A 13,082-nucleotide genomic window follows, 5' to 3' on the forward strand; every position below is an offset into this window, starting at 1 on the left:
GTAGGGGGAAAACAGAGACTTAAGCCTTCACAAGTGATTAATAACCATGAAAAAATCAATCTCATTAGCCTTTAGTGATAAATAAAGTAAAAGAAGTTATGATGTGAATCTATAGACACGATTAAAAAATAAATCTTTTTAGCTATATTAAGTAAAAATAAGTAAATATGTATATCAAAAGTATGCGTTTTGTTATAAAATAGTTTTGCTATAAAATATTACATAAAGCCTTTAGTACTATAAACTGAAGGTGAAAATTATATATTAATTGGAACGAGGGGATTTTATTGCCTAAAACTGCACCTGTACTTATTTTTTCAAATAATAATTATCCAGAGTTAATGAAATTTAAGCTTTATGAAGGCTGCTATTTTATGCCTTCTAACGTAGCTGTACATACACAAATAAAAAACGCTGACTATTTAATAGACAGCAGTGGTTCAGGAGTATACAGAAGTCAATTTATTATGAACCCAAGCGACTGGGTTACTGCTTTAGAAGAAGCGGGTCATCATATTTCAGGTGACTTTATCGGTCGAGATATGCGAGGTTCATTGTGCGGATTTATCAGTAACAAGTCTGCTCAAGAAAGTATGATTATCCCAGATCCTTTTGGAAGCGCTATTGTCTTCTATTACCGCTCGCGTTCGATTACTGTTTTTTCAACGGATATTGACTCTATTGTTAATATGCTAAGCAGTGTAGGTATTTCACTTCAAAAGTCTATGGACTACTTGAATGAAGTTATTGGAACAGGAAATGGAGGCTTTTTTGAATCAAGCTATGAAGAGATTCAAGCGCTTAAACCTTTTGAATATGTAACTTCTACTAACAATAGTTTCTCTATTAATGAATACAGCTGGAAACAAGATTTCTTCTCAAGTGATAAGTCATATGAAGAGCAGCTTGCGCTTGCTGTAGAAGAAATTAAAAATAACATAAAAGCCGTTAGCAACTATAAACATGCAGCTCACAAAATTTCTCATTTAACAGGTGGGTTTGATTCGCGCTTAGTATTGGCTGGTATACTAGGTACGGATTCAGGGCAATCTTATCGTTTCTTTTGTTCGGGCCGCCCCAATATGCCGGATCGATATACGGCTGAACGATTATGTTCTGAATTTGGGTTAACGATGACGGAATACAATGGTTTTAATGCATTAAAGGCACCACAAACGTTAGAAGAACGATTTTTATGGCCATTGGATTTCTCCAGCGGCATTCTTACCGCGTCTCCGCACCGTTTTTATGAGACGAACTCGAATATTGTGCTAAGCGGCGGTTACGGTGAATGCTTTAGATCATTTTTCGGTTCAAGGGCAGAGCTAGAGCAAATCCATGATGTGGATTCTCTAATGCCAACTTTGTGGGGGAAAATCTTTTTTGATAAAGACACAGATAATGCTTTGCTGTCGGAAAAATTTAAAAAGCGCTTCTCCCAAAAGATTAAGCAATTCTTTAATGATTGCCGTGAAAATGGCCTTCGTGAAGATGCATACTTGGATTATATGTATCTCGTAATTCGAAACAGATATTACGTAGGAGTAACTTCTCACCGCTGGAGTAGTTTTGGAGCGCGATTTGACCCGCTTTATACGCTAAACGGTATTAAGTGTGCTTTATCTGTTTCTCAGGAAATGCGTTCTGCAAATGTGGTTGGTATTGATCTGATGAATCGTTTATTCTCTGAGTTATCGACTTTGCCGTTTGATCGAGAGATTTATACAGAAACGTATTCTAAACTGCGCGAAAACGTAACCATGAGAGAGTTTAAAAGTGAAAGACGTCCGAAGTTTGCGCTAAGTGAAATGGTTAAACCTGTTGAAGGAATGAAAGCACCAAAGGCATTGCCTGAACATATCGAAAGAGCTAAAAAGCTTAGAGCACCTCTTTGGCAAGTAGTTGAATTAGGTTCCGTGCAAGAAAAATGTTTGGAGTATCTATCAACGATGGAAACAAGAGAAATTGATGCGATTTTTAATCGTAAAATTCTATTTAGATTGCTGCGATCACCGAATTTAAGCAGCAGAGTTCATATTCGAAAAGTATTTTCGGTGTATTCTATTCTCCTTTGGTATTTTGCTGAAAAGGAAACACTACAGTCTATTGGGTAAAAAAAGAATTTGTGTGAAGGAAGTCATTTAAATAATGGCTTCTTTTGTTATGAAAAAATTCGCTTTGTAAAGTCACTACTATAAAAAGAATTATGAAAAGATTTCATGACTAAAGTTGCGGTTATAAATAACTACAAGTTGGTATAATTAGCTGAAAAGTTTAAATTGAACTTATAAGAGGGGGCTAATAACGCTAGAGATGTTTATTGAGGTCAACTAAATAGATAAAAAAAGTGTACTTTGATTCTGGGGGAAGAAAAATGACGAGAAAGATATTGACAGTTTGTTTGATTATGTGTTGCTTGTTCTCTATAGGAAATTACGCAACGCCTGCAAAAGCAGAGATTGCAGATGGAAAAATAGAAAATTTGATATCCTTTACACTGGCAGAAAAAACGGTATTAATTCCTAACTATCAAACCGTTACAATGAAATTCAATCCAGATAGTAAAATTCGCCGTGTGTATATTAATTATAAGACTCCCGCTGGATATCTCCAAATGTCTTTAGGGAACTATGGAAACGGCTTGTATGAGGGGATGATCGGAAGTTTTTACAATGCAGAAGGAGAGTGGAAAGTTTCTTCTATATGGGTTGAGTATAGCGATGGCCGTTTCAGCATGTATGATGACGTAGAAGAAGGAGGAGTCTATGAGTTAGATGAAGGGAATTTTAAGACCACGTCTTATGCGGATACTGCTGGTCCAGTTTTTAATGGGATTAACTCTGATAGCAAAAGAGTGAATTTATATGATTCAGTGAATATCATTGTAAATGCCTATGATGAGTATAGCGAAATTAAAAGAGTAACAGTAGATTATAAAACACCTCAAGGTAGGTATTACTCTTTCGACGCTACTGGTATAGGAAATAATCAATTTCAGCTGCAAAATTTATATTTAGCTACATATGGATATATGGGACTAGGACAGTTTGAATGTGTGTCGGTTATGTTAACCGATAAATTTGACAACCAGACTTTTTTTTATGACTATGGAGATAATTTTAGGAACGCAGATTTAAATGGAGGAGATTTCACAGTAGCAGAGCGAGATGTCACGGCACCTTATAAGCCGACTGTTTATGATATAGGAGATCAAGATTCATATGTACAAGGTTTATCTGAAGAAAACGCCACTATTACAGCTAAAATTGATGGAAACATAATAGCAACTACACAAGCACAATCAGGTGGCTGGTTTTATATGGAGATTCCTAGGCAAGCACCAGGAACAAAAATAACGTTTACAGCTACAGATGAAGCTGGCAACGAAAGTGAACAAACAGAAGTCACTGTTCAAGATCGAACGTCACCATCTGCTCCTGAAGTATATACAGTAACAGATCAAGATACAGTTGTTGCTGGTACTGCAGAAGCAGGAGCTACCATTAGAGTCACAGGAGAAACAAACACTTATGAAGGAACGGTCGATAACCAAGGTTCATTCCAAGTGAAAATAGATCGTCAAAGAAGTCTTTCTTCTTTAGACGTAATAGCGATTGACAGTACAGGAAACCAAAGTGAACGAACGGTTGTAACGGTAAATGATAAAACAGCGCCGCCTACACCGACTGTTAATCGAGTCACTGATCGAGACACTACGGTTAACGGAACAGCAGAAGCTGGGTCAACAGTCAGTGTAAAAGCAGGAAGTACACCAATTGGAAGTGGAGTAGCAAGTGAAAATGGTAGTTTTACAGTTTCTATTGCTAAACAAAAAGCGGGAAGCAAACTTGTGGTAACAGCTAAAGACCTCTACGAAAATACGAGTGGAGAAGCTCAAGTTATTGTACAGGATAAGACTCCACCAGCAGTCCCAAAAGTAAATGCTGTTAATGATTCTTCCACTGCTGTAACCGGAACAACTGAAAGCAATGCAACGGTTTACGTAAAAGCAGGCAGTAAAGTAGTTGGGAAAAGTAAAGCTACAAGCAAAGGTACGTTTAGTGTAAAAATTCCTAAACAAAAAGCGGGAACAAAATTAAGTATTGTTGTACAAGATACAGCTAACAACACAAGTAAAGCTGTGGAAATCATTGTACAAGACAAGACTGCACCTGCCGCACCGGTTGTAAATCCTTTAACTGATCAAGAAGAAACAATAATGGGATCATCCGAGCCAAATGCTTTCATTACAGCAAAAATTGATAGCAAAGTAATTGGCAGTGCAACATCAGATGCAAAAGGCAACTTCTCTATCAAAATAGGAAAGCAGCTTGGAGGAGTGAAAATAAGTGTAACAGCTCAAGATAAAGCGGGTAATAACAGTACAACAAGTGAAATAGTCGTTGAAGACAAAACACCACCTGTCTCTCCAAAAGTGAATCCTGTAACTGATCAAGATGAGAGTTTAACAGGAACAGCTGAGCCTAATTCTCTTGTCACAGCAAAAGTAGGAACAGTAACAATTGGAACAGCTACGGCTAACGATAAAGGCGGTTTTTCCGTACGGGTTAGAAAACAAAAAGCGGGAGCAAAAATCAGTGTATATGCAACAGATAAAGCAAATAACGTGAGCTCGACTGTTTATGTAAGTGTTACAGCTAAAAAGAAAGTGCCTTCTGCTCCAAAAGTTAATGAAGTAGGAGATAATACTACGACTATTACGGGAACAGCAGAAAGTAATTCAACTGTTACTGCAAAAGTAGGAACAATAGTCATCGGAAGCGCTAAAGCAGGGAGTAATGGACAATTTTCAATGATAATTTCTAAGCAAAAAGCAGGAACCAAAATAGCTGTGAACGCCAAAAACAGTACGGGAGAAAGTACTCCTACAACAGTCGTTGTCAAAGATAAAACAGCGCCTTCTACACCAACAGTAAATAGCCTCACAGATCAGCAAACAGTTGTCACAGGAACGGCGGAACCTAATGCTCAAGTAGATATAAAAATAGGGACCACGGTTATTGTAACAGGAACATCTAATGCTAAAGGAGAATTTAAACTTACCATTCCTAAGCAAAAAGCAGGAACAAAAATCTTTGTTACAGCAAAAGATTCAGCTGGAAATATAAGTGCGACTCAAACAACTACCGTTCAAGACAAAACAGCGCCATTGGCTCCTGCAGTAAACAAGGTCACGAGTCAATCTACTTCTGTAACAGGCACCACAGAAGCAAATGCAAAACTTACAATTAAAGTAGGTACTAGGCTGATTGGCAGCGGCGCAGCAGATGCCAAAGGGCAGTTCAAAGTTGCTATAGCAAAGCAAAAAGTAGGAACTAAGCTATCGATTACATCAACCGATTTAAGCGGAAATCAAAGTGCAGCTAAAGCAGTTACCGTAGTTCAATAGAAAAAAGAGTCCTTTTCTACAAGTAGAAAAGGACTCTTTTTTGGTTTTAATTAGGTTTTAAATCAAGCATGATATAAAGTCATATCCTCAACATTATAGCATAAGGATTCGACAAATATAAACAAAAAGTTGAAAAAAGCACATGATTTAAGGATTTTATCAACTTAAGTAAAAAAAAGTAAAAAAAATTAAGCTTGCCTCTGGCAAGTATGAAATTGTATCCGATATTAGGAAAGAGTGTTTTTTATGCAATATTACTAGAAAAATAGAGAAAGGTAAGGCGAAAAGAAAATGAAATTTATATTAAGAGCTGTACTAGGACTAGCTATTGTTTTAACTCCACTAGCCTGGTTCTCCACAGCAGAAGCAGCAGGAACGGAACCCCTTGTGTCGGTAAAACTAGAAAATTATCTAGGCAACAAAAGCAGCATTACCATTCATCCTTCAGCATTATACCGTGTGAAAGATGAAAATGTAACTCTGCAAGCAAACAGAGACTACGAAGTGAAAATTGCTGGTGCGAATGTAGCGTTATATCAAGGAGCGGAAAAGTTAGGGGAGTTTCCTAGTTTTGAAGTTACCCCATCTACTTATGACGCCAAACTTACTATTAACAGCATGTCTTATTTAGGAGACATGAAGTTTACAAATGAAAGCAATAAGTATGTTCGCCCTATTAATACGCTTCCTATGGAAGACTACATAAAAGGCGTAATAGGAAAAGAATTGTATTGGTCTTTCAAAACAGATACGTTTAAAGCTCAAGCGATAGCAGCAAGAACATATGTAATTAGCCTTCCAAAATCAGTGTTAATTAATGACAAGACAGATTATCAAGTATACGGTGGTGACTACTGGGATGACCGTATCTCACAGGCTGTGGAAGATACGTTTGGCCAAGTTATTACATATAAAGGTAGTATTATAAACTCCGTATACTCTTCAAGTAACGGAGGAATTATTCAATCCAACACAAATATCTGGGGAACTCCAGTTAATACATATTCCCAAGTAAAAGAAGATCCTTATGATCCACAAAGAGTATGGACAAAGACAGTTCGAAAAAAACAAATTGATTTATCAGATAAAGATTTAAAAAAACCGGAAGAATGGTGGAGTAAGACAAAAGAAACTGATACAGAGATGACAAATCGCCTCAAAGCAAAGATGCTAGCTGACGAACTAAAAGGAAAAGATATTAAAATTACAAGCATTTCAAAAATTAAATATTACGCTCCAGACTCAGCTAAGCGTGTAACAAAAGGTGATATCAGTGTTAAATATATAGTGAAAAATGAATTTGATAAAAACGGAAATATTGAAGAAAAGCAGTGGGATTTAATCGGAAGTTCAGCAGGGACGATTAACTATCTTATTACTGAAGGAGGAATACCCAACAAATACGTGACAGACATTGATGATAATGGGACATCTATTGTTATTAAAGGAAAAGGATCTGGACACGGTATAGGCATGAGTCAATTTGGTGCTGATGCAATGGCTACTCAAGGTAAAAATTACAAAGAAATTCTGGACTTTTATTATCCTACAACTCTTTTAGTAAGTAGATATGCTACACCTTACCCGAGAGTATATAAAGTACTTCCTAATGCCCCAGAAGTAAACGACATTACATCAGAAGATACTAAGGTTACAGGAAAAGCAGCGCCTGGAAGTGTCGTATATGTGAAAAAAGGCTCAACGTTGTTAGGGCGTAGTACAGTATCCAGTCAAGGTACGTATTCAGTATCTATCCAAACGCAGGCAGCTAAAACGAAGATTGGTGTAGTTATTAAAGATAGTGTGGGATACAGTACGTACACGTATAAAACAGTTATACAAAAAGCAACAAAACCACAAGCACCGACCATTAATAAAATCTATGATCAAGATACATCGGTCAGCGGAACAGCTGAAGCAAACAGTATTGTATATGTAAAAAAAGGCTCAACAGTGTTAGGAAGAGGAGTAGCAACGAAGCAAGGAACGTATAGCATTGGGATAGCGCCTCAAGCCGCTAATACAAAACTAGGCGTAACGGTGAAAAACAGCGCTGGGTATAGCGGCTATACGTATGTAACTGTTTCAAAAACTGTGCAAAAACCAGCTGCTCCCGTTGTTCACACAGTGGCTGACCAAGATACAAACGTAACAGGTACAGCTGAAGCAAACAGTATTGTGTATGTAAAAAAAGGATCAACCGTGCTAGGAAGAGGAGTAGCAACGAAGCAAGGAACGTATAGCATTGGAATAGCGCCTCAAGCCGCTAATACAAAACTAGGTGTAACGGTGAAAAACAGCGCTGGGTATAGTGCGTACACATACAGTACAGTAATAGCAAAATACAAAGCACCTAATGCTCCAGCCGTTAGTGACATCACGGGCGAATCCACAGTGGTAACAGGAACGACTGAAGCGAGAAGCCGTGTATATGTTAAAGTCAGCACAAATGTAATTGGAACAGGCACAGCGAATAGTAAAGGTACATTTAGTATTACCATTCCAAAACAAGCAGTGAATACGAAAATAGGCGTAACAGCAAAAGGAAAAGGTGGATATAGTCCTTACACCTATAAAATAGTTGTATCTTCTGGACCTTCTGCTCCTAACGTAAACCGTGTTCGCAGTATGGCTACAACCGTTACGGGTACAACAGAAGCTAAAAGTATCGTCTATATTAAAAAAGGATCGGAGCTAATTGGAAGAGGGGTAGCGGATAGCAAAGGAAATTTTAATGTAGCAATTAAACCGCAGGCAGCCAAGACAAGAATTAGTATTATTATTAAAAATCCAAAAGGTAAATATAGTCCGTATCGTATTCTAACGGTAGGCTAATAAAAAAGCCGGAACATGTGAAACTTCACATGTTCCGGCTTTTCTTTATTCTGCTTTATAAGCAACAGAAGTTTTAGTGCTTTCTACTTTGCCTGTGCTAATTTTAGAAATCAGTACATTTCCTTTTCCAGTACCAAGCTGTTTAATAGAAATCTTAGTGTAGTTAGATGTAACGGGTTTAGAAGTCGTAATCAGACTTCCTTTTGAATTATAAACTTTGATAACATCATTTTTGCTTAATGACTTAACTGTAATTAAATCGTTTTTGTTTTTGTTATTTTCAATCGTTACTTGTTTGGCAGCGACAGAAGCAGATGGAACAGGTTCTGCTGCATAAGGCACAGAGACAGGATCACTTTCTAAAACGCCTGATGTTGTACGTGATACAAGGACGTTTCCTTTAGCTGTACCTAATTGTTTGATTGCTACTTTCGTATAGTTAGATGTAACAGGTTTAGAGGTAGCTAATAAAGCGCCTTTAGTATTATACACTTTAATTACATTACCTTTAGCCAATGACTTCACCGTTACAACGTCATTTTGGCTGTAGTTGTTAGCAACAGATACACGAGAAGCGGATAGTTTAGCTGAAACCGGTAGCTTTTGGAATACTGCGTTGCCTAACACAACGTTATGATATCCTTTTGCTCCTTTCTTTTGCTTAACTAAGATTTTAAATTCCTGAGTTTTTGAAGGGATTTGCACACCTACATTTACAATACCTGTTGATCTTGTTAGAGCCTGTGAATAAAGCACTCTATTATCTGCTAAAAGCTGAATTGTTGATGACCCATAGTCACCTTGAAGGTATGCAGAATCTAATGCTAATTTTGCTTTAAAGTAGTTTACTCCGGCATCTGAAAGATTGTAAGTAGTATAAGCGTCGCCACCATAATTACTTTCAAAAATTAACCCTGAAGTTGCTAACGTTCCGTTTGAGAATCGGATAATCCCCCCGAAGTGTGATAAATTAGTTTCCCATGCGCCGTTACTAGCATTATCACCGATTGTAGATGGTAAAGCTGTATATGGAACAGATGTGTAAGAAGAACCTGCTTTGGATACCACAGGCTGACTGAATGTCACTGCTTGCGTTCCTTTAGCACCTTTAATTTGATTCACTACAAAGGTTAAATATTGTGTACCTTTGGGAATCGATACTTTGACTTTTTGAATCGATGTTTTAGACGTAAATTCTTTTTCATAAAGAAGGTAATCATCTGCATAAATACCTACCACAGACTTACCCCAATCACCATTTATGTATCTTGCATCAAGAGAAATAGACGTTTCTAGAGTATTATAGCCGTTACCACCAATAGAAAACCTTGAATAGCTCAATCCTCCAACGTTACCTGAAGTATCTAAAGAAAAACCTTTAGTAATAAGGTTCCCGTTAATATCTTGTATATTATTATAAGAATCTGTGCTTTGATAACGTTCAGAGCTAGAGTCACCTATAGTCACAAGAGAACTATATGAAGAATAAGGGATACTTAAGTAAGAACCGCCTTTAACAAATTTGCCATCTTGTATAACGATAAAATGTTTGCCTTTACTTCCACTGTCTTCTTTAAGGATGATGAAAAAATTTTTTGTGTTTTTAGGTAATTTTATATCTACGTTTGCGACCCCACTACTTTTAGAAAGAGGCTTTTCATACAGCAATTGATCATCTGCATAAAAACCGACTATAGATTTACCATAATCACCATTCACATCTCTAGAATCAAGAGTGACTTTTCCTTGAAAAGAAGAGTATCCTTTTCCAGCAACGTCATAGCTTGCATAAGGAGCACCATCATAAAAACCTAATCCATCATTTACTGTGTTGCCATATACATCAGTAAATTTCTCATTAGACCAATAAGAAGTGTAAAAACCCCTCTCAGAATCTGGAGATAATGAACTTAACCGTACGCTTGAAATTGCTGCAGAAGCTTTAATGGGTAAAAAGTTACTGTACGCAGCAACTGAGAAGAGAACAATGACTGCAATCATTGTTTTTAAAACTTGTTTAATCATACTAAAGTCTCCTTTAATTAAAATATTTTACCATTTTAATATTTTAATGGTATTGGAAGGTAGAAGCAATTTAATTCACTCGACAAAATGTGACAAAAGAATTATATTTATGGATAATATATAAGAATTAAGACCTAACTATGAATGAAGAGGGAAAATTAATTTATGATAGTAAGAATAAAACCAAACTTTTCTCTTTATTTTTTCTGGATTAAGATAGAATAGGAATAAAGAAATTTTACCAATAGGTAAAGAGAAGAGTATTCAGCTAAAATGTTCCCATTTAGCTAAGAAATAAAAGGAGCTACGAATGAAACTATCGACTAGTGAGTTAACCCTTGAACTTAAAAACTTTTATCAGCTTGTAGTAACATGCCACGGAGAACACAAACATACAAAGGTGTCGTATTACTTAATCAAAGATCAAGAAGTCATTGAAAAGATACCGTATTCTAGAAATCATTCACATACGTTTAACTTACATGAACGAGGAAGATATAGAGTAAAAGTCTTTATCCGAAATGCTGAAGGAGAACGAACAATAAAAAACAGCGAAGATTTTCGCTACAAAGATTTTGAAACGAAAGACTACCCAGTCTACCAACAGAAGATGTATTCCATCGTAGGTGTCCACCGAAACGCAGCTTTTATTAAACTATTGATGGAAAAGCATAATACAATTAGAAGTTTTATTGATCCTACCAATCAATACTGCGGCCAAACTTTTTTTGATCTTCCAGTTGAAAGCCTTGAAGACATAGAAGGACAAAACGTTACGTTAATTGCGTTAGAAGGTCTTGAACTAGACGATTATCGAACTGAGAGCTATACCTTAAAAGTAAGTGAAACAAATATACTGACAAATAACTTACATCGCTTCCTTGCAATGGATCTTTACAAGTTATCCAGAACATTTTACGAAAATGGATTAACAAAAGGAGCGGAATATGTAAAAGACTTTATTCGTCATAAATTCAACTCTTATATTCCATACACAGCAGAAATAGGTGAAGGGACAAAATTAGGCTACGGCGGTATTGGAGTTGTTATTCAAAAATCAGCGAAAATCGGAAGAAACTGCACGATCTCACAAAACGTAACCATAGGCTCACGCGGCAAGCAGCCGATTATTGGAGATAATGTATATATTGCTCCTGGGGCAATTTGTATTGGAGGCACGATTGGGGATAATGTTGTAGTAGGAGCCAATGCAGTAGTGACAAAAGATATTCCAAGCAACTGTGTCGTAGCTGGAGTGCCGGCTAAGATTATTAGTACGGATATGGAGAAGTACGAGAAATATGTAAAAAAAGAGGAATGAAATACAGGTCCTCTTTTTTGCTACTTAATTTATTTTGTTTCGTTGAAAACAAAACTTGTTTTTTAGATAAGGAATTATAAAATGGAGTGTTTTCCCATTAACAACTCTAGGAGATGTCTTTAATGTTAAAGAGGAATTCTATTAATGTTTTATTTTTAGTTTCTATTCTGCTTGTCATTAGGTTAACCATGTTTCCAGAAAGTTCGTTAGGCATTGGTGAAGGAAAAGGTGGCATCAATCTTGTGCCATTCTACACAATAAGGGATTTATTATTTCATCATTCATTTGGAGACTTTATTCTAAATAATATAGGAAATATAATTTTGTTTTTACCGTTTGGTTTTTTCTTACCCATGAGATTTAAAAAAATAGATAATTTCTCAAAAAGTTTACTCGTTGGAATGTTGTTTTCAGTATCCATTGAAATAGTTCAAATATTTATGCCAAATCGATGGACGGATATTGACGATGTTCTCTTGAATACTTTAGGGACAGGTGTAGGATATAGTTTATTTAAGGCGTTAAATAAGATAGAGATCTACATGAAAGAAGGCTAATAACAGCCTTCTTGTGTTTTGTGAAAGCGCAAAAGTTCATCGCGAGAAATGTAGTTTATCCACATCATTATTTTTTACTGTATAGTTCTGGGAGGGAAATAAAGGGTTAAGAAAAAACAACCATTAAATAAAACTACTATGAGTATATATGTAAAAAAGATCTCTATATTCTAGAGATCTTCTTGTATCTGTATAGTAAAAATAAAAATAGCGCCCCACCAAATGAATCAATAGCCACATCAATAATTCGCCCGTCGCGTCCAATAATAAACGCTTGGTGCAGTTCGTCTAAGAAAGCAAAACAAGCGAGTAAAACCCACGCTTTTACATATCTCCAAGAACTTTTTTTCAAATTCCAGTAAATTAATAGAGCTAATAAGCCGAAAAAAGAGATATGGGCAATTTTACGTAAAATAAACTCTAAATCAAATCCGTATGTATAAGACGTATAAAATTCACTGCCGGGGTGTAACACAGACCAAAGAGTGGCTTTATGATTCCAGACTGAAGCATTGCTCCATGAGTTCGGATCTGTCACTTGAAGATGAGGCGTGTGGGAAAAATGAGAGATAGCAAGTATCATCGCAACAACACAAATTCTTTTTAATATCATACAAAAAATTCCTTTTGTTTTTAGATTTATCTTCATATCGTAAGAGAAAAGCAGTGAAAATGCAAGAAATATTCATGTGTCTCTCTATATATAAATCCTCTTCTAAAATATTTTCATATAGAAATATCAATTATTTCAAGTATAGGTGACAGAAGTTCTAACACATTACTAAATTTAGAAGAATATGAGACTATCAGCATTTAACGACATAAAAAGGTCTTTTGAAGCGAAAATATTATCTTTTCATTCAAAAACCTTGTTATATCGCAAATTTCGACAAAAAAATTCATCCCTCTTTTCCTATTTTTGTGATAACATTAA

The 13,082-nt window shown here is 36.1% G+C and carries 7 protein-coding genes; 5 read left to right on the forward strand and 2 right to left on the reverse strand.

What is annotated here, in order from left to right; translation table 11 throughout:
- Positions 1–287 precede the first annotated feature (287 nt).
- The 3 genes from ACOZIR_RS14755 to ACOZIR_RS14765 all read left to right on the forward strand — a co-directional run bounded on the left by ACOZIR_RS14755 (position 288) and on the right by ACOZIR_RS14765 (position 8,245).
- On the forward strand, positions 288–2,114 hold the full coding sequence (locus ACOZIR_RS14755; protein WP_421535673.1) for a hypothetical protein: 1,827 nt from the start codon (positions 288–290) through the stop codon (positions 2,112–2,114).
- 260 nt (positions 2,115–2,374) lie between these two features.
- Positions 2,375–5,410 (forward strand): Ig-like domain-containing protein, encoded by a 3,036-nt coding sequence (locus ACOZIR_RS14760; protein WP_421535674.1) that lies wholly within the window; start codon positions 2,375–2,377, stop codon positions 5,408–5,410.
- Positions 5,411–5,701: 291 nt separating this feature from the next.
- Positions 5,702–8,245: an Ig-like domain-containing protein gene (locus ACOZIR_RS14765; RefSeq protein WP_421535675.1), complete on the forward strand. Its 2,544-nt coding sequence runs from the start codon at positions 5,702–5,704 to the stop codon at positions 8,243–8,245.
- 45 nt (positions 8,246–8,290) lie between these two features.
- Here the strand turns inward: ACOZIR_RS14765 and ACOZIR_RS14770 are convergent, their stop codons facing one another.
- Positions 8,291–10,270, reverse strand: coding sequence for an NPCBM/NEW2 domain-containing protein (locus ACOZIR_RS14770; protein WP_421535676.1), 1,980 nt, complete (start codon positions 10,268–10,270; stop codon positions 8,291–8,293).
- A gap of 310 nt (positions 10,271–10,580) precedes the next feature.
- On the opposite strand from ACOZIR_RS14770, the gene ACOZIR_RS14775 reads away from it, so the two are divergent.
- On the forward strand, positions 10,581–11,591 hold the full coding sequence (locus ACOZIR_RS14775) for a serine O-acetyltransferase (RefSeq protein WP_421535677.1): 1,011 nt from the start codon (positions 10,581–10,583) through the stop codon (positions 11,589–11,591).
- A gap of 122 nt (positions 11,592–11,713) precedes the next feature.
- A complete protein-coding gene (locus ACOZIR_RS14780) occupies positions 11,714–12,148 on the forward strand; it encodes a VanZ family protein (RefSeq protein WP_421535678.1) in 435 nt (144 codons plus the stop codon).
- Between the two features lie 163 nt (positions 12,149–12,311).
- Here ACOZIR_RS14780 and ACOZIR_RS14785 read toward each other — a convergent pair whose 3' ends face one another.
- Positions 12,312–12,761: a VanZ family protein gene (locus ACOZIR_RS14785; protein WP_421535679.1), complete on the reverse strand. Its 450-nt coding sequence runs from the start codon at positions 12,759–12,761 to the stop codon at positions 12,312–12,314.
- Positions 12,762–13,082: the final 321 nt, after the last annotated feature.

This window comes from Priestia sp. D3YE.R1 (assembly GCF_049199565.1).
Lineage (GTDB): Bacteria > Bacillota > Bacilli > Bacillales > Bacillaceae_H > Priestia > Priestia aryabhattai.